Here is an 18,893-nt window from a genome sequence, read left to right as displayed (position 1 = left end):
GCCCGCCGGAAAACGGTCTGGGCGGCGTTTTCGCAACAGAAAAGAGCCCCATTCATGGTATCTGCCGTCGAAAACATGGCCGCCAACACCAGCTGGTCCGCGCTGGGTAAGGCGACCGACCTTCGCAACCGCATCCTGTTCACGCTCGGCCTGCTGATCGTCTACCGCCTTGGCACCTTCATCCCGGTGCCGGGCATTGACGGCGGTGCGCTGCGCGAGTTCATGGAGAGCGCCGGGCAGGGGATCGGCGGCATGGTGTCGATGTTCACCGGCGGCGCGCTGGGGCGGATGGGAATCTTTGCTCTGGGCATCATGCCCTATATTTCGGCCTCGATCATCGTGCAGCTGCTGACCTCGATGGTGCCCTCGCTGGAACAGCTCAAGAAAGAGGGCGAGCAGGGCCGCAAGAAGATCAACCAATATACCCGCTACGGCACCGTCGCCCTCGCGACGCTGCAGGCCTATGGTCTCGCCGTTTCACTCGAAGCGGGCGACATCGCCGCGGACCCCGGCATGTATTTCCGCATCGCCTGCATGATTACCCTCGTGGGCGGCACCATGTTCCTGATGTGGCTCGGCGAACAGATCACCGCCCGTGGCATCGGCAACGGCATCTCGCTGATCATCTTCGTGGGCATCATTGCCGAGGTCCCCGCAGCCATCGCGCAATTCTTCGCCTCCGGCCGTTCCGGCGCGATCTCCCCGGCGGTGATCGTCGGCGTGCTGGTGATGGTGATTGCCACCATCATGTTCGTGGTCTTCATGGAGCGCGCCCTGCGCAAGATCCACATCCAGTACCCCCGCCGCCAGGTCGGCATGAAGATGTACGACGGCGGCTCATCGCATCTGCCGGTCAAGGTCAACCCGGCGGGCGTGATCCCGGCGATCTTCGCCTCCTCGCTGCTGCTGCTGCCGGTGACGATCAGCACCTTCTCGGGCAATTCCACCGGCCCGGTCATGTCGCTGCTGCTCGCCAATTTCGGTCCCGGGCAACCGCTCTACCTGCTGTTCTTCGTCGCGATGATCGTGTTCTTCGCCTATTTCTACACGTTCAACGTCAGCTTCAAACCCGATGACGTGGCCGACAACCTGAAGAACCAGAATGGCTTCGTCCCCGGGATCCGCCCGGGCAAGAAGACCTCGGAATACCTGGAATATGTCGTCAACCGCGTGCTGGTGCTCGGCTCGGCCTATCTCGCGGCGGTCTGCGTCATGCCCGAGATCCTGCGCGGCCAGTTCGCGATCCCGTTCTATTTCGGCGGCACCTCGGTTCTCATTGTGGTCTCCGTGACAATGGATACGATACAGCAGGTACAGAGCCATTTGCTGGCGCATCAGTACGAAGGTTTGCTCGAACGCTCGCAGCTGCGCGGCAAAGGCGCCGGCAAAGGCAAAGCTACACGCAAGAAACGGAGCCCGATACGTCGATGAATATTATTCTGCTTGGGCCTCCGGGGGCCGGTAAGGGAACGCAGGCACGCCACCTGGTCGAAACCCGCAACATGGTCCAGCTCTCGACCGGCGACATGCTGCGCGACGCCAAGGACAGCGGTACCGAGATGGGCAACATGGTCGCCGAGGTCATGGCGCGCGGCGATTTGGTCACCGACGAGATCGTGATCGGCCTGATCCGCGAGAAGCTCGAAACCGCGGGTGAGCATGGCGGCTATATCTTCGACGGGTTCCCGCGCACCCTGGCCCAGGCCACGGCGCTCGGCGAATTGCTCGAGGAAACCGGCCAGAAGCTCGACGCGGTGATCGAATTGCGGGTCCGCGACGAGGCGCTGGTCACCCGGATTGCCGGGCGCTCGACCTGCGGCCAATGCGGGGAAGTCTATCACGACGTGACCAAGCCGCAGCCCGCGGATGGCAAATGCATCACCTGCGGGGCCTCCGATTTCCGTCGCCGCGCTGATGACAACGAGGAAGCCCTGCGCAACCGGCTGATGGAGTATTACAAGAAGACCTCGCCGCTGCTCGGCTATTACTATGCCCATGACCTGCTGCGCCGGGTCGACGGGCTGGCCGAGATCGCGGTGGTCCAGGCCGCCATCGCCGCCATTCTCGACGCCTGAACAACGCCGAATCCGCGACTTCAGGATGCTGAAGTTGTCGGGGCGATGCGGCCGACCGCTTCGCCCCTGCGCTTCTCCGGGCCGGAAATACCTCGGGGGTCCGGGGGCTGGCCCCCGGGGGCGCCATCCCCGCCGAAGCTGCGGGTTGACCTCCCCCCGAAAAGCCCCTAACCAGCCCTATCTCGCGAGAGAATCAAACTGCCAGGGTCCCGATCAGGCCCGGTGCAGTATTACCTGATCAGCTGTAGCCCGACGGCAGAGCGCCTCGGGCTTCACGTTGTGAAAAAAGGGTCTGGTATCACGGATCCGCAACGAAAAGGAACATGACACGTGGCACGTATTGCCGGCGTAAACATCCCGACTGCAAAGCGGGTTCCCATCGCCCTCACCTATATCACCGGAATCGGTAATTCCTCCGCTCAATCGATCTGCGAAGCCGTGGGCATCGACCTGACGCGCCGCGTCAACGAGCTCAGCGACGCCGAAATCCTGAAGATCCGCGAGCATATCGACGAGAACTTCACCGTCGAAGGCGACCTGCGCCGCGACACGCAGATGAACATCAAGCGTCTGATGGACCTCGGCTGCTACCGTGGCCTGCGTCACCGCCGCAACCTGCCGGTGCGCGGTCAGCGGACCCACACCAATGCTCGCACCCGCAAAGGCCCCGCAAAGGCCATTGCCGGCAAGAAGAAATAAGGGGGGTCTGATCAATGGCACGCGATAAGACGAAGACGAAGCGCAAGGTCAGCAAGAACATCGCCGCGGGTGTGGCGCATGTGAACAGCTCCTTCAACAACACCAAGATCCTGATCTCCGACGTTCAGGGCAACGCGATCTCCTGGTCCTCGGCCGGCACGATGGGTTTCAAGGGGTCGCGCAAATCGACTCCCTATGCCGCCCAGATGGCCGCGGAGGATGCGGGCCGCAAGGCCCAGGATCACGGCGTCAAGACGCTGGAAGTCGAAGTGCAGGGCCCCGGTTCGGGCCGCGAGAGCGCCCTGCGCGCCCTGGCTGCCGCCGGTTTCAACATCACCTCGATCCGTGATGTCACCCCGATGGCCCACAACGGCTGCCGCCCGCCGAAGCGCCGCCGCGTCTAAGCGACAAATGTATCGGGAGCCGCGTGTCTGGCGCGGCTCCCATCCGCTTTTTTTAAACCTCGAGCGTTTGTGCTTTTGGACATGAGGCATGAACAAGGATGGAGGGACGCATGATCCACAAGAATTGGGCTGAATTGATCAAGCCGACACAGCTTGACGTGAAGCCGGGGAATGATCCCGCACGCCAGGCCACCGTGATTGCTGAACCGCTGGAGCGCGGCTTCGGTCTGACCATGGGCAATGCGCTGCGCCGCGTGCTGATGAGCTCGCTGCAGGGCGGCGCCATCACCTCCGTGCAGATCGACAACGTATTGCATGAGTTTTCCTCCGTCGCCGGTGTGCGCGAGGACGTGACCGACATCATCCTGAACCTCAAGGGCGTCAGCCTGCGCATGGAAGTCGAAGGGCCCAAGCGCCTGTCGATCTCCGCCAAGGGTCCGGGCGTCGTCACCGCCGGTGACATTTCCGAAAGCGCCGGGATCGAGATCCTGAACCGCGATCATGTCATCTGCCATCTCGACGACGGCGCCGATGTCTATATGGAGCTGACCGTCAATACCGGCAAGGGTTATGTCTCCGCGGACAAGAACAAGCCCGAGGACGCGCCGATCGGCCTCATTCCGATTGATGCGATCTATTCGCCGGTCAAGCGGGTCTCCTATGACGTGCAGCCGACTCGCGAGGGCCAGGTGCTCGATTATGACAAGCTGACCATGAAGGTCGAGACCGACGGCTCCATCACCCCGGATGACGCCGTGGCCTTCGCCGCACGGATCCTGCAGGACCAGCTCGGCATCTTCGTGAACTTCGACGAGCCGGAATCGGCCTCGCGTCAGGACGACGACGACGGTCTGGAGTTCAACCCGCTGCTGCTCAAGAAGGTCGACGAGCTCGAGCTTTCGGTGCGCTCGGCAAACTGCCTGAAGAACGACAACATCGTCTACATTGGCGATCTGATCCAGAAGACCGAAGCCGAGATGCTGCGCACCCCGAACTTCGGCCGCAAGTCGCTCAACGAGATCAAGGAAGTGCTTTCGGGCATGGGTCTGCATCTCGGGATGGACGTCGAGGATTGGCCGCCAGACAACATCGAGGACCTCGCCAAAAAGTTCGAGGATTCGTTTTAAAATCGGTGGGTGCGAGCACCCATCACCCCGCATCGGCCCAAACGACCGATGCAATACCGACGTCGAACAGAGGTCGGAAGACCGGGCCCCGCGCCCCAAGGAGAGCCGGTGACACGCATCACCGACCGGACAAAGCAAAACAGCCCGTAGAGGGCCACACTATTGGAGACAAGACATGCGTCACGCACGTGGATACCGCCGCCTCAACCGCACACATGAGCACCGCAAGGCGCTCTGGGCCAACATGGCCGGCTCGCTGATCGAGCATGAGCAGATCAAGACCACCCTGCCCAAGGCAAAGGAACTGCGCCCGATCATCGAGAAGCTGATCACCCTCGGCAAGCGTGGCGACCTGCATGCCCGCCGCCAGGCGGCCGCGCAGCTCAAGGAAGACCAGTATGTCGCCAAGCTCTTCGACATCCTCGGACCGCGCTACAAGGAACGTCAGGGTGGCTATGTGCGTATCCTGAAGGCCGGTTTCCGCTATGGCGACATGGCGCCGATGGCGATCATCGAATTCGTCGATCGCGACCGTGACGCCAAGGGTGCCGCCGACAAGGCCCGCGTCGCCGCTGAAGCCGACGCCGAATAAGACACGCGCAAGTTTGCCTATGAAAGCCCTGCCTCTGGCGGGGCTTTTTGCTGTTTGGGGGCGCGCAGAGGTATTTTCAGTCAGAAGAAGCCGGAAGGATTGCGCTTCTTGGCGGGCCTGCGCATATCTGGGCCATGAGAATGCTATTGCTTGTCCTGGCGATGCTTGCCGCCCCCCTGGCGGCGCAGCAGGTGCCGCATTCCGCCGCGCAGATGCAGCTGAGCTTCGTGCCGCTGGTCAAGCAGGCGCGCCCCGCGGTGGTCAATATCTATGCCCGCAGCATCGTGCAGAGCCGCCGCACGCCATTGCAGATGGATCCGTTCTTCGAGCATTTCTTCCGCAGTCCCGACGCCGGGCGGCCCCGGGTGCAGAATTCGCTGGGCTCGGGGGTGATCCTGTCGCCCGACGGGATCGTGGTGTCGAATTACCATGTGGTCGGCATGGCCACGGATATTCGGGTCGTCCTTTCGGACCGGCGCGAGTTTTCCGCCCGGGTGCTGCTCAGCGATGCCGACAGCGATCTGGCGATTCTGAAGCTCGAGGGGGCGGCGGATCTCAGCTTCCTTGCGCTGCGCGATTCCGACGCCGTCGAGGTAGGGGAGCTGGCGCTGGCGATCGGCAATCCCTTCGGGGTGGGGCAGACGGTGAGCAGCGGTATCGTTTCGGGTCTGGCGCGCTCGGGCGGGCCGAACGGCGGCGGGCAGGGCTATTTCATCCAGACCGACGCGCCGATCAATCCCGGCAATTCCGGTGGCGCGCTGATCGACATGGCGGGCAATCTGATCGGCATCAATACGTCGATCCTGACCCGGTCGGGCGGCTCCAACGGCATCGGTTTCGCAATTCCCGCCAATCTGGTCGCCGCCTTCGTCGCGCAGGCGCGGCAGGGGGAGACGCGTTTCGCGCGGCCCTGGGCGGGGCTCAGCGGTCAGTCGGTGGATGCGGATATGGCGGCGCCGCTGGGCCTCGACCGGCCCGGCGGGATCATCGTTTCGGGGCTGCATCCTGTTAGCCCGTTCAGCGATGCCGGACTGGCGGTCGGCGACGTGATACTCGCGGTGGACGGGCAGGAGGTGCACAGCCCGGCCGAGATGATCTACCGGATGAGCGTGATCGGGTTGGGCGGGCGCGCGCGGATCACCCGGCTGCGCGACGGCGTGTCCGGCGAGATCGAGGTGCTGCTCATGGCGGCGCCGGAGAACCCTGCGCGCGATGCGCTGACGCTGGGCGCGCACAGTCTGCTGCCCGGGCTGACCCTGTCGCGGATCAATCCGGCGGTGATTTCCGAGCTTAACCTGCCGCTCGAGGCGGAGGGGATCGCGGTGCTCGATGCCGGACGCTACGGACCGCGGATCGGGTTGCAGCAGGGCGATGTCATCCTTGCGATCAATGGCGCGACGATGGCCGAGCCGAAACAGGCGCTGGCGGCGCTTGACCGGCGCGCGGGGCGGATCGAGATAATGGTCCAGCGGGGCGCGCAGCGTCTGGCCCTCCGGTTCCGGAGTTAGGCCATGGCGGATCTCTTCGACAATGGCGCAGAGGCGCGCGAGAGCAGGCATCGTCCGCTGGCGGACCGGCTGCGGCCCAAGGCGCTGGCGGAGGTGATAGGCCAGGAGAAGGTGCTTGGTCCCGAGGCGCCGTTGACGGTGATGCTGGCATCCGGTGCGCTGTCATCGCTGATATTCTGGGGGCCGCCCGGGGTCGGCAAGACCACGATCGCGCGGCTGCTGGCGGACGAGACCGATCTGCATTTCGTGCAGATCTCGGCGATTTTCTCCGGCGTTCCGGAGCTGCGCAAGGTTTTCGACGCGGCGAAGATCCGGCGCCAGAACGGGCAGGGCACCTTGCTGTTCGTCGACGAGATCCACCGGTTCAACAAGGCCCAGCAGGACGGTTTCCTGCCGCATATGGAGGATGGCACGATCCTGCTCGTCGGGGCGACGACCGAGAACCCCAGTTTCGAGCTCAACGCCGCCGTGCTGAGCCGCGCACAGGTGCTGGTGCTGGAGCGGCTACCGCTCTCCGATCTGGAGCGGCTGGCGCAACGGGCCGAGGGCGAGCTGGACCGCGCATTGCCGCTGGATGGCGAGGCGCGCGAGGCGCTGCTGGAGATGGCCGATGGCGATGGCCGGGCACTGCTCAACCTGATCGAGCAGGTCGCGGCCTGGAAGGTCGAGGGCAAGCTCGGCAAGACCGCGCTGGGGCAGCGGCTGATGCGCCGCGCGGCGCAATATGACAAGGGCGGTGATGCGCATTACAACCTGATCTCGGCACTGCACAAATCGGTGCGCGGTTCGGATCCGGATGCGGCGCTCTACTGGTTTGCGCGGATGCTGGAGGGGGGCGAGGACCCGCGTTACCTGGCGCGGCGCATCACCCGCATGGCGGTGGAGGATATCGGCCTCGCTGATCCGCAGGCGCAGGCGATCTGCCTGCAGAGCTGGGAAACGTTCGAGCGGCTGGGCAGCCCTGAGGGCGAGCTGGCGCTGGCCCAGGCGGTGACCTATCTGGCGCTAGCACCGAAATCCAACGCCGGATACGTCGCCTACAAGGGCGCGCGCAAGGCGGCGAAACAGACCGGTTCGGAACCGCCGCCGCGGCATATCCTCAACGCGCCGACCAAGATGATGAAGGAACAGGGCTTCGGGGCGGGCTATGCCTATGATCATGATGCCGAGGACGGGTTTTCGGGGCAGAATTATTTCCCCGAGACGATGAAACGCCCGGTGCTCTATGCGCCGGTCGAACGCGGGTTCGAGCGTGAGTTGAAAAAGCGGCTGGATTATTTCAGCAAGCTGCGGCTGAAGCGCGACGACCAGACGTAAGAACCAGGCAAACTTGACATTGCCGCGGATAGGCGAGACAGACCGCGGATGATTTCGACCCTCACACTCGTTGCGCTCGGCGGCGCGATTGGCGCCTCGCTGCGCTATCTTTGCAGCGTGGCAATGCTGCGGCTGACCGGGCCGGGGGAGTTTCCGCTGGCGATCCTGAGTGTCAACATTCTGGGGTCGTTGCTGATGGGGGTCTTTGTCATTGTAACGGCACAGCGCGGGCTTGCGCCGCTCGGTCCCTTCGTGATGACCGGGCTGCTGGGTGGATTCACCACGTTCTCGGCATTTTCGCTGGAGACGGTAACATTGATCGAACGCGGGCAATTCGCCTCGGCAGGGCTTTACGTGGCGCTGTCCGTGGTATTGTCGGTGGCGGGGCTGTTCATTGGCCTGTGGCTGGCGAGAGGGATATTTCTATGAGCAGGGTCCAGATACGCAGCGTCGAGGAGGGCGATGGCGAGCAGCGGCTCGATCGCTGGTTCAAGCGGCAGTTTCCGCAGATCTCGCAGGGGCTGGTCGAGAAAATGTGCCGAAAGGGCGACATCCGTGTTGACGGCGGGCGGGTCAAGGCCTCGACCCGGCTTGAGGTCGGCCAGCAGGTGCGGATCCCGCCATTACCCGACAGTGATGCGCCGCCGCCGCCGAAACGCACGCGGGTGACGGATGCGGATGCCAAGTTCATCCGTTCCTGCGTGATCTATCGGGACGATTACGTGATCGCGCTCAACAAGCCGCCGGGACTGCCGGTGCAGGGTGGCTCGGGTCAGTCGGATCGGCATGTCGATGCGCTGGCCGAGGCGCTGATGTTCGAACTCGACGAAAAACCGCGGCTGGTGCATCGGCTCGACAAGGACACGTCGGGCGTGTTGATCATGGCGCGCACCCGCAGTATCGCCGCCGCGCTGACCGCGAGTTTCCGGCACCGCGAGACCCGCAAGATCTACTGGGCCGCCGTGGCCGGTGTGCCGCATCCAAAGAACGGGCAGATCAAGTTCGGTCTGGTCAAGGCGGGCGGCCATGGTGCGCGCGGTGAGGGCGAGAAGATGCATTGTGTGCATCCGCGTGACATCGACGCGACCGAGGGCGCCAAGCGCGCCACGACCGATTACGCCGTGCTCGCGCAGGCCGGGACGCGGACCTGCTGGGCGGCGCTGATCCCGGTGACCGGGCGGACCCATCAGCTGCGTGCCCATATGGCGGAAATCGGTCATCCGATTGTCGGGGACGGTAAATATGGCGGTTCCGGGCAGGACAACCTGGGCGATGGCTGGGGCGCGCAGCTCGGCGGTGACATTTCAAAGAAGCTGCATCTGCACGCACGTTCGCTGACGCTGGAACACCCGGTGACCAAGGCGCGGCTCAACCTGATTGCGCCGATGCCCGAACATATGCAGCGCACTTGGGACACGTTCCAATGGTCGCCTTCGGACGTGCCTGCCGACCCGTTCGAGGAGGATTGGGCGTGAGCGCCCCGCTGCGGCTGGTGATCTTCGATGTCGACGGGACGCTGGTGGATAGCCAGGGTGACATCGTGGCGGCGATGGGTGCGGCCTTTGCGGCAGTCGGTTTGCCCGCACCGAAACGCGAGGCGGTGCTGTCCATCGTCGGCCTGTCGCTTGACGTTGCGGTGCCGCGGCTGGCGGCAGGGGGATCGGCGGCGGACCATGCGCTGATGGTGCAGGGCTACAAGGATGCCTATATGGGCCTGCGCGCGCAGAGTGGCGTGGCGGCTTCCTCGCCACTCTATCCCGGCGCGCTTGACTGCCTGGAACGTCTGCATGCGATGCCGGATGTCCTGCTTGGAATCGCCACCGGCAAGTCCAAACGCGGGCTCGACAAGCTGATCGAAGGGCACGGGCTCGAGCATTTCTTCATAACCCGGCAAGTCGCCGATTTTCACCCGTCCAAACCGCATCCCTCGATGATATTGGAGGCGATGCGCGAGACCGGCGTCGCGCCCGAACATACGCTGATGCTGGGCGATACCAGCTATGACATGGAGATGGCCGCTGCCGCCGGAGTGCGGGGCGTCGGGGTGAGCTGGGGCTATCATCCGAAGGAGCAGCTTTGCCGCGCCGATCACCTGATCGATGATTTCGCTTCGCTGTCCGGTCTCATCGAAGAAATGTGGAGCCTTGGGGCATGAGTGAATGGAAAGCCAAGCGATTCTGGACAAATGCTAGTATCGTGGCGCGGGAGGGCGGCTTTGGCGTCGAACTTGACGGTCGTACGGTCAGGACACCGGGCAAACGGCCGCTGACCCTTCCGACGCAGGCAATGGCGGCGGCTGTCGCGGCGGAATGGCAGGCGCAGGAGAAGGCGATCGACCCGACGACGATGCCGGTGACCCGGACCGCCAATGCGGCGATCGACAAGGTTGCCGTGCAGCATGACGAGGTGGCCGACATGCTTGCCGCCTATGGCGATGCCGACCTGCTCTGCTACCGGGCCGAAGCCCCCGCAGAGCTGGTGGCGCGGCAGGCAGAGCTTTGGGATCCGCTGCTCGACTGGGCGCGCGATGCGCTTGGCGCCGAGTTGGCGATTCGCACCGGCGTCATCCACGCGCCACAGGACGCCGCGACGCTCGCGCGGTTGCAACAGAAAGTCCGGCAGATGAGCGATTTCGAACTCGCCGCCTTTTACGATCTGGTGAGCCTTTCGGGCTCGCTGATCATTGGATTTGCGGCCGCCGAGGGCGCGCGGGAAGCGGAGGATCTCTGGGATATCTCGCGGCTCGATGAGGCCTGGCAGGCCGAACAATGGGGGCAGGATGATGACGCGGAAGCGGTCGCGGCCCTCAAGAAACAAAGTTTCCTGCACGCAAAGCGCATGTTCTCCCTCGCCAGCGCACAATAAGGGCGAGTTTACCTAGGGTGATGTGCTCAGACGCAAGGTAACTCGGCCATCGCGCCCTTGACGACCTGTCGGAATTCCGCCCACACTGACGCGACTGAGCAGGCGATTTTCTGCCAGTATCGCATCCGGTTTGCGAATGAACCGGTTTAACCGCCCGACTACGTGGCGGAAATATCAGGAAGAGGTAAAAATGAAAAAAACCGTAATTTTTGGCACGTTGACTGTCGCGGGCCTCGTGGCCGGCGCTGCGGCGGCCGGAACCTTGGAAGATGTCCAGGCACGTGGCAAGCTGAACTGCGGCGTAACCACCGGGCTCGTCGGTTTCGCGGCACCGGACGCGAATGGCGAATGGAACGGTTTTGACGTCGCCGTCTGCCGCGCCGTCGCCGCCGCCGTGCTGGGCGATCCGCAGGCCGTCGAGTTCATTCCGACCACCGGCAAGACCCGCTTCACCGCGCTTGCCTCCGGCGAGATCGACCTGCTGGCACGCAACACCACCTGGACCTTCAGCCGTGACGTCGACCTGAAGTTCGATTTCGTCGGTGTGAACTATTATGACGGGCAGGGCTTCATGGTGCCCAAGGAGCTGGGCGTTTCCTCGGCCAAGGATCTCGACGGGGCCACCGTGTGCATCCAGACCGGCACCACCACCGAGCTGAACCTCGCGGATTTCTTCCGTGCCAACAACATCAGCTATGAGCCGGTGCCGATCGAGACCAATGCCGAGGGCCAGCAGCAATATCTGGCGGGTGCCTGTGACACCTATACCACCGACGCATCCGGTCTGGCCTCGACCCGCGCGACTTTCGAAACCCCGGGCGACCATGTGCTCTTGCCGGAGATCATCTCCAAGGAGCCGCTCGGCCCGCTCGTGCGCCATGGCGACAACGAATGGGGCGACGTGGTGCGCTGGACCCTGAACGCGCTGATCGCCGCCGAAGAGCTGGGCGTGACCTCGGCCAATGCCGAAGAGATGGCCGGCAACACCAACAACCCCGAAGTGGCGCGTCTGCTCGGCACCGAAGGCAACCTCGGCGAGATGCTGGGCCTCGAAGCCGGTTGGGCCAAGGACGCGATCCTGGCTGAGGGCAACTATGGTGAGATCTTCGCCAAGAACATCGGTGAAGAGACTCCGATCGGCCTTGCACGCGGGCTGAACGCACAATGGACCGATGGCGGCCTGCTGTACTCGCCGCCGTTCCGCTAAATCCTGAGCTGAAGGGCGCACCAGTTGCGCCCTTCAGCACCTGGACGACACGACAATAAACACCGGACCGACCGTGCCAGCAAAGGCACGCAAGAAAACAAGGCCGGGTTACAGGGAAAATACAGATGACAACTCTCACCGATCCCCCCAGGGAGTCGTTCCGTCTCTCTATGCTGCTCTACGACACCCGGTATCGGTCGATCACGATCCAGGTAGTGGCGCTGATCGGGGTGCTGACGCTGGTCGGCTTTTTGATCAACAACGCATTGACCAATCTCGACGCGCTCGGCAAGGAGATCGATTTCGGCTTCCTGACAGAGACGGCCGGCTATGACATCAACCAGCGGCTGCTCGATTACAATTCGCAGGACAGCCACTTGCGCGCCGCCTTCCTGGGGGTTCTGAACACGCTGCTGGTCGCCGTGATGGGCTGTGTGCTGGCGACCATACTAGGCGTTCTGATCGGGGTCGCGCGTCTGTCGAAGAATTGGCTGGTTGGTCGGCTGATGACCTTCTACGTCGAATTCTTCCGCAACATTCCGGTGCTGCTCTGGATCATTCTCGCGATGGCGATCATGATCGAGATCCCGCCTGCGCCCAATGCCTTCCGCGGCGAGGATCCGGCCGCTTCGATGGTGCTGTTTGATTCCGTCGCGATCACCAATCGCGGTGTCTATGCGCCCGAACCGCTGTTTTCGCGCAGCCTCGGGGATGTGCATCTGTTGGGCAATTCGCCGCTGCGCTTTGATGTCAGCCTCGATCTGATCGCCATCGTGATCGTATTGGTCGCCAGCTTCTGGGCCTCCGCGCAGATCAAGCATCGCGCCGAACGCCTTCAGGAAAAGACCGGGCGGCGCCCGACCACCTGGTATCTGCGGCTCGGCGTCGTGGTGCTGCCGATCCTGGCGCTGCTGATCGCGCTCGGGTTTCACCTCGGCTATCCCGAACTCAAGGGCTTCAACTTCCGGGGCGGTACCTACATGCGCAATTCGCTGATTGCGCTGTGGCTGGCCCTGTCGCTCTATACAGCTGCCTTCATCGCCGAAATCGTGCGCGCCGGTATCATGGCCATCAACAAGGGCCAGTCCGAAGCCGCCGCGGCGCTGGGACTGCGCCCCAAGCGCGTGATGAACCTGGTGATCCTGCCACAGGCGCTGCGGGTGATCATCCCGCCGCTGATCTCGCAATATCTCAACCTTACCAAGAATTCCTCGCTGGCCATTGCTGTCGGCTACATGGACATCACCGGGACGCTGATGGGGATCACCCTCAACCAGACCGGACGCGAACTTGAATCGGTGATGCTGGGGATGCTGATCTATCTGGTTATCTCGCTCATCGTATCGAGCTTCATGAATTGGTACAATAATCGCATGCAACTGGTGGAGCGGTAACATGAGCGACACACATGCAGAAACGGTCGCCTATGTCCGCGACACGATGGTGCCGCAGAAGGCACCGCCCCCCTCGACTGTCGGCCTGATCGGCTGGGGACGGGAAAACCTGTTCTCCGGCTGGGTCAACACGCTGATGACCATCGTATCGAGCGCGGTAATCCTCCTGGCGCTTTACAAGTTGGTGCCGTGGTTCATCTCGCCCACCTGGGAGGCCGCCTCGCTTACCGAATGCCGCGAGATCCTCGCCGCGCTCGGCCGGGGCGGCGAACATGGCGGCGGCGCCTGCTGGGGCGTGATCCGCGACCGTTGGCAGCAGCTGATGTTCGGTTTCTATCCCTCGGATCTCTACTGGCGTCCGGTGCTGGCCTTCGCGATCTTCCTGCTGGCAATCACACCGGTGCTCTTTCACCGCGCCCCGCGGGCGCTGCTCTATCTGCTGCCGGTGTTTCCGTTCATCGATGTCTGGCTGCTCTGGGGCGGGTCGATCTGGCATCCGGTCTCCGCGCTGATGGGCTTCGTGATCGGCTATGGCGTCTTCATCCTCGTCTCGCGCTGGACCAGCAGCCTGATCGGGGTGATTGCGGCGGTGATCGTGCCGGTGATCTGGTGGCTCTACCTCGGCCCGGCAATCGCCACCGATCTGGCAAGGATCGTGCCAATGCGCATCGAGTCGGTGCAATCCCGCGAGTTCGGCGGCTTCATGCTGTCGATCACCATCGGCGTCACGGCGATCCTCGCGGCCTTTCCGCTCGGCATCATCCTGGCCTTGGGACGGCGGTCGGACCTGTTCATCGTGAAATCGCTCTGCGTGGGGTTCATCGAGTTCATTCGCGGCGTGCCGCTGATCACGCTGCTCTTCGTGGCCTCGGTGCTTCTCAACATCTTCCTGCCGCCGGGCACCAATTTCGACATCATCCTGCGGGTGATGATCATGGTGACCCTGTTCTCGGCCGCCTACCTGGCCGAGGTGATCCGCGGCGGGCTCGCGGCGCTGCCGAAGGGTCAGTACGAAGGCGCCGATTCGCTCGGGCTCGATTATTGGCAGGCGCAGCGGCTGGTGATCATGCCGCAGGCGCTGAAGATCTCGATTCCGGGCATCGTCTCGACCTTCATCGGGCTCTTCAAGGATACCACCCTGGTCTCGATCATCTCGATGTTCGACCCAGTCGGACTGGCCTCGGCGATCCGCGCCGATACCGCCTGGAACGGTATCTACTGGGAGCTTTTCATCTTCATCGGAGCGGTGTTCTTCGTCTTCTGTTTCTCGATGTCCCGTTATTCCATGTACCTTGAGCGCAAGCTCAAGACATCTCACTAAAGGAGCTGAGCCATGGCTGAGCCGGCAACAAGCAACGTGATCGACCCGACCAAGCTGGAAGTCTCCGACGAGATCGCCATCCAGATCACCAACATGAACAAATGGTACGGCAGCTTTCACGTCCTGCGCGACATCGACCTGACGGTGCATCGCGGGGAGCGCATCGTCATTGCCGGGCCTTCGGGCTCGGGCAAATCGACGCTGATCCGCTGTATCAACCGGCTGGAAGAGCACCAGCAGGGGCAAATTATCGTCGACGGGACCGAACTGACGTCGGATCTGAAGAACATCGACAAGATCCGCTCCGAGGTCGGCATGTGCTTTCAGCACTTCAACCTGTTTCCGCATCTGACGATCCTTGAGAACTGCACGCTCGCGCCGATCTGGGTGCGCAAGACGCCCAAGAAAGAGGCCGAGGAAACCGCGATGCATTTCCTCGAAAAGGTGAAGATCCCCGAGCAGGCGCATAAATATCCCGGTCAGCTTTCGGGCGGTCAGCAGCAGCGCGTGGCGATCGCCCGGTCGCTGTGCATGCGTCCGCGCATCATGCTGTTTGACGAGCCGACCTCGGCGCTTGACCCGGAGATGATCAAGGAAGTGCTCGACACGATGATCGAGCTCGCCCACGAGGGGATGACCATGCTTTGCGTCACCCACGAGATGGGCTTTGCCCGTCAGGTGGCGAACCGGGTGATCTTCATGGATGAGGGCCAGATCGTCGAGCAGAACGAGCCAGAGGAGTTCTTTAACAATCCCCAATCGCCGCGCACCAAGCTGTTCCTTAGCCAGATCCTCGGCCATTGACACCGGTAGGGCGGGGGCAACCCCGCCCTAGCTGTCCGCTGCGGGAAGGTCGCGCGGCACCACGAAGTCGCAGCAGACGCCACTTCCCCAGCGCAGATCCTGCCATTTATCGATATCGAAATCCGCCACTAGCGTCGCGCCGGTCGGGTAGGCGCTGAAACGCGGATGCTCCGGCACCTGCGCCAGAAGTCGCCGCGCCGTGATGCTGCTGCCCGGATTATGCGCCAGCATCAGCACGCAATCGCCAGTGGCGCTGCGCAGCACCGCGAGCATCTCTTCGGGCTCGGCCAGATAGAGATCACGGGTGAGGGTCACGGGCAGGTCTTCGGGCAGGCTCAGCCGGAGCAGTGTTTCGTGGGTGCGTATGGCGGAGGAGCAGAGCACCTGATCCGGCTCCAGTTCCTGTTCGCGCAGCCAGTCCCCCAATGCCGCGGAGCTGCGTCTCCCGCGCTTGTTGAGCGGGCGCTCATGATCCGAGTTCGGCCCCCCGGACCAGTCGGACTTTGCATGACGCATCAGGATCAGGCGTTTCATCTTGTTCTCCGAGAAAGGCGCGCATGTGAAAGCCCGATTGCGCCGGGTTGCGGTCGAAATTCTGACTGATCGGGCAGGCACGGCGTAGTTCGCACCCCTCGCTCATACAAGATCGCCCCGCCGCTGTCGCCAGGAATGCCTTGCAGCGGGGCACGTCGTAAAGGTGCCGATCCGACAGGGCATCGACCGGGCAGGCATTGATACAGGGTCGGTTGGCGCAGCGCTCGCAGGGGTGTTCTGCGGTCGCTGCAGGAAGGAGCAGTTCCTGTTGGAAGGCCAGTGCTCCGCGCAGGGAGATCATCAGCCCGGCGCGCTCATGCACCATCATCCCGGTCGGGCTATGAAAGAACCGTCCCGAAGCCAGCGCCCAAGCGATGAACGGTGCATAAGGGGGGCCGTCAGAGGGAAAGATACAGCGATAGCGAAGCCCGGGCAGCAAAGATGCCAACACCCGCTTTGACCAGCGATCGAGCGGGTCGGCCCGGCCATCGAAATATTCCGGCGCGGACGTGAAAATTGGCCAGCAGCCCGGCCCGGCGCCGATCAGCACGAGTGTTCCGCAGGTTTCGGCAAGCCCGACATGGCGGCGCGGATGCAGCGCGCCCATCACGATCAGACCCTGCGCTGCCGCGGCGTGCTCGATATCGTCGAGGCTCATCTTCGGGTGAACGGCAGGGCCAGCGACCAGAGCAGCCGCGCCGGGCGGCCGTCCTGCCATTTCAGGCCCGTGACCATGCCTTGGTGACCGTCGCGCGGCTGGGCGCGGTAGGTGCCGAAGAGGCGGTCCCAGATCGAGAGCGCAAAACCGTAATTGCTGTCATGCTCGACGCGATGCACCGAATGATGCACCCGGTGCATGTCGGGAGTCACGAACACCCTGCGCAGCAGCGCATCGAGCGGCAGCGGCAGACGCAGGTTGGCATGGGTGAACAGCGCCGTGCCGTTGAGCAGGATCTCGAACAGAATCACCGCAAGCGCGGCCGGACCGAGCAGATAGGCCAGCCCTATCTTCAGCAGCATCGACAAGGCGATCTCGACCGGATGGAAGCGGATCGCGGTGCTCACATCCATATCGACATCGGCGTGATGCACCCGGTGCAGCCGCCACAGCAAGGGCACCTTGTGGGTGATCAGATGTTGCAGCCAGATCGCGAAGTCGAAGATCAGCACCGCCAGCAGGATTTCCAGCCAGATCGGCCAGTCGAGCCGGTTGAACAGGCCCCAACCCTGCGCCGCCGCATCGAGCGCCGCCCCTACCGCCAGCAACGGCAGAAAAAGCGCCAAAAGGCGCAGGCCGAGGGTGCCGAGGATGAGGATGCTCCAGTTTGTCAGCCAGCGCCGCGCTTGTGGCTGACGTCGGTCCCGGCGCGGCATCCATGCTTCGGCCCCCGCCAGTATAGCGAACAGGCCGAGAAAGATGGCCAGCCGGATCAGCGCCTCATGTTCCATACCCGCAGGATAGGCCGATCAGGGCAGGGCGCAATGGCTACTCAGCCCTTGCGGATGATACTGCCCGCGCCATGTTCGGTGAACAGCTCCAGCAGACAGGCATTGGGCGCACGCCCGTCGAGGATCACCGCCGCCCGGACGCCGCCTTCTAGCGCGGCAAGCGCGGTCTCGGTCTTGGGGATCATGCCGCCCGCGATGGTCCCGTCGGCGACCATCTCGCGAATCTGGCTGGCGGTGAGCTCGGTCAGGACCTCGCCCGCGCCATTCTTGACGCCCGCGACATCGGTGAGCAGTAGCAGCCGGTCGGCCTTGAGCGCCGCGGCAATGGCCCCGGCGGCCGTGTCGCCGTTGATGTTGAAGGTCTCGCCACCGCGTCCCATGCCGAGCGGTGCGATCACCGGGATGATACCCTTCTCCGCGAGGTCGCGCAGCAGACGCGGATTCACCTCGGAAGGTTCGCCGACAAGACCGAGGTCGGGGTCTTCCTGATCGCAGATGATCAACCCGCTGTCCTTGCCCGACAGGCCGACACAGCGCCCGCCCTGCGCCGAGATCGCCTGCACGATCTTGGCATTGACCCGCCCGGCCAGTACCATCTCGACCACTTCCATGGTCGCTTCGTCGGTGACCCGCTTGCCGTTCCTGAAATCCGACTTGATCTGCAGCCGGTCGAGCATTTCGTTGATCATGGGCCCGCCGCCATGGACGATCACCGGATTGACCCCGACCTGACGCATCAGCACCACGTCGCGGGCAAATTCCTCCATCGCGGCATCGCTGCCCATGGCGTGACCGCCAAGCTTGATGACCACGGTGGCATCGGCATAGCGCTGCAGATAGGGCAGAGCCTGTGACAGGGTGCGGGCGGTGGCGATCCAGTCGCGGTTCATGTCTTGTGTTCTCATCTCTTGACCTTCGGGAAACGCAGCATAGCGCGGCGGACCAGCTATTCCAGCGTTGCGATGGTGGCGCGCAATGTCGGGATGCCCCAGCCCTTCTCAGAGGAGGTGACGATGATCTCGGGATAGGCCGCCGGATGTCTGGCCAACGCTTCGCGCACCTGGTCGAGCACTTTCTGACGTTCCGCCTCCTTGACCTTGTCGGCCTTGGTCAGCACCGCCTGAAAGGTCACCGCCGAGCTGTCGAGCAGCGACAGGATTTCCTCATCCACCTTCTTGACGCCATGGCGCGCGTCGATCAGCACAAAGGCGCGGCGCAGCGTCTGACGACCGGACAGGAATTGCTTGAGCAGTCGCTGCCATTTCTCGACGACCGGCACCGGCGCATTGGCATAGCCATAGCCCGGCAGGTCAACGAGATAGAGCGCCTCACCGGCGGTGAAATAGTTGATTTCCTGCGTACGCCCCGGCGTGTTGGAGGCACGCGCCAGCCCCTTCCGCCCGGTCAGCGCGTTGATCAGGCTCGACTTGCCGACGTTGGAGCGCCCGGCGAAACAGACCTCGAGCCGGTCGGGCTCTGGCAGTCCCGACATCGCCACCACGCCCTTGACGAATTCGGTCTCACCGGCAAACAGCAGGCGGCCCTTTTCGGCGGTGAATTGATCGGGCTCTTCGGCGACGGGGAAGGGGAGTTTCAT

21 protein-coding genes are annotated in these 18,893 nt (G+C 63.4%); 16 read left to right on the top strand and 5 right to left on the bottom strand.

What is annotated here, in order from left to right:
* The first annotated feature begins 54 nt into the window (after nucleotides 1-54).
* The 16 genes from secY (at nucleotide 55) to ACFSUD_RS00585 (ending at nucleotide 15,313) form a co-directional block, all read left to right on the top strand.
* Nucleotides 55-1,431, top strand: coding sequence for a preprotein translocase subunit SecY (gene secY / locus ACFSUD_RS00660; RefSeq protein ID WP_386370402.1), 1,377 nt, complete (start codon nucleotides 55-57; stop codon nucleotides 1,429-1,431).
* Nucleotides 1,428-2,075 (top strand): adenylate kinase, encoded by a 648-nt coding sequence (locus tag ACFSUD_RS00655; RefSeq protein WP_386370399.1) that lies wholly within the window; start codon nucleotides 1,428-1,430, stop codon nucleotides 2,073-2,075. Before secY ends, ACFSUD_RS00655 begins: the two co-directional genes overlap by 4 nt.
* 330 nt (nucleotides 2,076-2,405) lie before the next feature.
* Nucleotides 2,406-2,774: a 30S ribosomal protein S13 gene (gene rpsM, locus ACFSUD_RS00650; RefSeq protein WP_386370396.1), complete on the top strand. Its 369-nt coding sequence runs from the start codon at nucleotides 2,406-2,408 to the stop codon at nucleotides 2,772-2,774.
* 14 nt (nucleotides 2,775-2,788) lie between these two features.
* On the top strand, nucleotides 2,789-3,178 hold the full coding sequence (gene rpsK, locus ACFSUD_RS00645) for a 30S ribosomal protein S11 (RefSeq protein ID WP_067622222.1): 390 nt from the start codon (nucleotides 2,789-2,791) through the stop codon (nucleotides 3,176-3,178).
* A gap of 110 nt (nucleotides 3,179-3,288) precedes the next feature.
* Nucleotides 3,289-4,305, top strand: coding sequence for a DNA-directed RNA polymerase subunit alpha (locus tag ACFSUD_RS00640; protein ID WP_386370394.1), 1,017 nt, complete (start codon nucleotides 3,289-3,291; stop codon nucleotides 4,303-4,305).
* Between the two features lie 175 nt (nucleotides 4,306-4,480).
* Entirely contained in the window at nucleotides 4,481-4,897 is a 417-nt protein-coding gene (rplQ, locus tag ACFSUD_RS00635) for a 50S ribosomal protein L17 (protein WP_386370391.1), read from the top strand.
* Between the two features lie 134 nt (nucleotides 4,898-5,031).
* Nucleotides 5,032-6,405, top strand: coding sequence for a trypsin-like peptidase domain-containing protein (locus ACFSUD_RS00630; RefSeq protein ID WP_386370388.1), 1,374 nt, complete (start codon nucleotides 5,032-5,034; stop codon nucleotides 6,403-6,405).
* Nucleotides 6,406-6,408: 3 nt separating this feature from the next.
* On the top strand, nucleotides 6,409-7,722 hold the full coding sequence (locus ACFSUD_RS00625) for a replication-associated recombination protein A (RefSeq protein ID WP_386370385.1): 1,314 nt from the start codon (nucleotides 6,409-6,411) through the stop codon (nucleotides 7,720-7,722).
* A 48-nt stretch (nucleotides 7,723-7,770) separates the two neighbouring features.
* A complete protein-coding gene (gene crcB / locus ACFSUD_RS00620) occupies nucleotides 7,771-8,151 on the top strand; it encodes a fluoride efflux transporter CrcB (protein WP_386370384.1) in 381 nt (126 codons plus the stop codon).
* A complete protein-coding gene (locus ACFSUD_RS00615; protein WP_386370382.1) occupies nucleotides 8,148-9,197 on the top strand; it encodes an RluA family pseudouridine synthase in 1,050 nt (349 codons plus the stop codon). The genes crcB and ACFSUD_RS00615 overlap by 4 nt, the downstream gene beginning before the upstream one ends.
* The gene (locus ACFSUD_RS00610) at nucleotides 9,194-9,877 is read left to right on the top strand and encodes an HAD-IA family hydrolase (protein ID WP_386370379.1); all 684 of its coding nucleotides are present in this window, start codon (nucleotides 9,194-9,196) and stop codon (nucleotides 9,875-9,877) included. Before ACFSUD_RS00615 ends, ACFSUD_RS00610 begins: the two co-directional genes overlap by 4 nt.
* Nucleotides 9,874-10,587 (top strand): ATP12 family chaperone protein, encoded by a 714-nt coding sequence (locus tag ACFSUD_RS00605; protein WP_386370377.1) that lies wholly within the window; start codon nucleotides 9,874-9,876, stop codon nucleotides 10,585-10,587. Before ACFSUD_RS00610 ends, ACFSUD_RS00605 begins: the two co-directional genes overlap by 4 nt.
* 190 nt (nucleotides 10,588-10,777) lie before the next feature.
* Nucleotides 10,778-11,794, top strand: coding sequence for an amino acid ABC transporter substrate-binding protein (locus ACFSUD_RS00600; protein ID WP_386370374.1), 1,017 nt, complete (start codon nucleotides 10,778-10,780; stop codon nucleotides 11,792-11,794).
* Between the two features lie 125 nt (nucleotides 11,795-11,919).
* Nucleotides 11,920-13,188, top strand: coding sequence for an amino acid ABC transporter permease (locus tag ACFSUD_RS00595; RefSeq protein WP_386370371.1), 1,269 nt, complete (start codon nucleotides 11,920-11,922; stop codon nucleotides 13,186-13,188).
* Nucleotide 13,189: 1 nt separating this feature from the next.
* On the top strand, nucleotides 13,190-14,509 hold the full coding sequence (locus ACFSUD_RS00590; RefSeq protein ID WP_386370368.1) for an amino acid ABC transporter permease: 1,320 nt from the start codon (nucleotides 13,190-13,192) through the stop codon (nucleotides 14,507-14,509).
* A gap of 12 nt (nucleotides 14,510-14,521) precedes the next feature.
* The gene (locus tag ACFSUD_RS00585) at nucleotides 14,522-15,313 is read left to right on the top strand and encodes an amino acid ABC transporter ATP-binding protein (protein WP_386370364.1); all 792 of its coding nucleotides are present in this window, start codon (nucleotides 14,522-14,524) and stop codon (nucleotides 15,311-15,313) included.
* A gap of 27 nt (nucleotides 15,314-15,340) precedes the next feature.
* Here ACFSUD_RS00585 and ACFSUD_RS00580 read toward each other — a convergent pair whose 3' ends face one another.
* The 5 genes from ACFSUD_RS00580 to yihA are packed head-to-tail and all read right to left on the bottom strand — an operon-like array spanning nucleotide 15,341 to nucleotide 18,893.
* Entirely contained in the window at nucleotides 15,341-15,847 is a 507-nt protein-coding gene (locus tag ACFSUD_RS00580) for a SixA phosphatase family protein (RefSeq protein ID WP_386370361.1), read from the bottom strand.
* A complete protein-coding gene (locus ACFSUD_RS00575) occupies nucleotides 15,780-16,505 on the bottom strand; it encodes a ferredoxin (protein ID WP_386370359.1) in 726 nt (241 codons plus the stop codon). Before ACFSUD_RS00575 ends, ACFSUD_RS00580 begins: the two co-directional genes overlap by 68 nt.
* Nucleotides 16,502-17,296 carry a sterol desaturase family protein gene (locus ACFSUD_RS00570; protein ID WP_386370356.1) on the bottom strand — a complete coding sequence of 265 codons (795 nt, stop codon included), beginning with the start codon at nucleotides 17,294-17,296 and terminating at the stop codon, nucleotides 16,502-16,504. The genes ACFSUD_RS00575 and ACFSUD_RS00570 overlap by 4 nt, the downstream gene beginning before the upstream one ends.
* 41 nt (nucleotides 17,297-17,337) lie before the next feature.
* Complete coding sequence (gene argB, locus ACFSUD_RS00565) at nucleotides 17,338-18,201, bottom strand: acetylglutamate kinase (RefSeq protein WP_386370353.1); 864 nt, start codon at nucleotides 18,199-18,201, stop codon at nucleotides 17,338-17,340.
* 41 nt (nucleotides 18,202-18,242) lie between these two features.
* Nucleotides 18,243-18,893, bottom strand: a complete 651-nt coding sequence (gene yihA, locus ACFSUD_RS00560; protein ID WP_386370350.1) for a ribosome biogenesis GTP-binding protein YihA/YsxC — start codon at nucleotides 18,891-18,893, stop codon at nucleotides 18,243-18,245.

Source organism: Sulfitobacter aestuarii (assembly GCF_042685005.1).
Lineage (GTDB): Bacteria > Pseudomonadota > Alphaproteobacteria > Rhodobacterales > Rhodobacteraceae > Sulfitobacter > Sulfitobacter aestuarii.
The sequence above is the reverse complement of the archived record's forward strand: the minus strand, read 5'-3'. Positions and strand labels throughout refer to the sequence as shown.

Bases quoted from the DNA above. Each gene is read 5' to 3' on its own strand.
- ACFSUD_RS00640 (WP_386370394.1), top strand. From the start codon at position 3,289: ATGATCCACAAGAATTGGGCTGAATTGATCAAGCCGACACAGCTTGAC.
- ACFSUD_RS00625 (WP_386370385.1), top strand. From the start codon at position 6,409: ATGGCGGATCTCTTCGACAATGGCGCAGAGGCGCGCGAGAGCAGGCAT.
- argB (WP_386370353.1), bottom strand. From the start codon at position 18,201: ATGAGAACACAAGACATGAACCGCGACTGGATCGCCACCGCCCGCACC.
- ACFSUD_RS00590 (WP_386370368.1), top strand. From the start codon at position 13,190: ATGAGCGACACACATGCAGAAACGGTCGCCTATGTCCGCGACACGATG.
- ACFSUD_RS00580 (WP_386370361.1), bottom strand. From the start codon at position 15,847: ATGAAACGCCTGATCCTGATGCGTCATGCAAAGTCCGACTGGTCCGGG.
- ACFSUD_RS00605 (WP_386370377.1), top strand. From the start codon at position 9,874: ATGAGTGAATGGAAAGCCAAGCGATTCTGGACAAATGCTAGTATCGTG.
- rplQ (WP_386370391.1), top strand. From the start codon at position 4,481: ATGCGTCACGCACGTGGATACCGCCGCCTCAACCGCACACATGAGCAC.
- ACFSUD_RS00630 (WP_386370388.1), top strand. From the start codon at position 5,032: ATGAGAATGCTATTGCTTGTCCTGGCGATGCTTGCCGCCCCCCTGGCG.
- ACFSUD_RS00655 (WP_386370399.1), top strand. From the start codon at position 1,428: ATGAATATTATTCTGCTTGGGCCTCCGGGGGCCGGTAAGGGAACGCAG.
- ACFSUD_RS00595 (WP_386370371.1), top strand. From the start codon at position 11,920: ATGACAACTCTCACCGATCCCCCCAGGGAGTCGTTCCGTCTCTCTATG.
- ACFSUD_RS00600 (WP_386370374.1), top strand. From the start codon at position 10,778: ATGAAAAAAACCGTAATTTTTGGCACGTTGACTGTCGCGGGCCTCGTG.
- ACFSUD_RS00615 (WP_386370382.1), top strand. From the start codon at position 8,148: ATGAGCAGGGTCCAGATACGCAGCGTCGAGGAGGGCGATGGCGAGCAG.
- ACFSUD_RS00570 (WP_386370356.1), bottom strand. From the start codon at position 17,296: ATGGAACATGAGGCGCTGATCCGGCTGGCCATCTTTCTCGGCCTGTTC.
- secY (WP_386370402.1), top strand. From the start codon at position 55: ATGGTATCTGCCGTCGAAAACATGGCCGCCAACACCAGCTGGTCCGCG.
- ACFSUD_RS00585 (WP_386370364.1), top strand. From the start codon at position 14,522: ATGGCTGAGCCGGCAACAAGCAACGTGATCGACCCGACCAAGCTGGAA.
- ACFSUD_RS00575 (WP_386370359.1), bottom strand. From the start codon at position 16,505: ATGAGCCTCGACGATATCGAGCACGCCGCGGCAGCGCAGGGTCTGATC.
- rpsK (WP_067622222.1), top strand. From the start codon at position 2,789: ATGGCACGCGATAAGACGAAGACGAAGCGCAAGGTCAGCAAGAACATC.
- crcB (WP_386370384.1), top strand. From the start codon at position 7,771: ATGATTTCGACCCTCACACTCGTTGCGCTCGGCGGCGCGATTGGCGCC.
- yihA (WP_386370350.1), bottom strand. From the start codon at position 18,893: ATGAAACTCCCCTTCCCCGTCGCCGAAGAGCCCGATCAATTCACCGCC.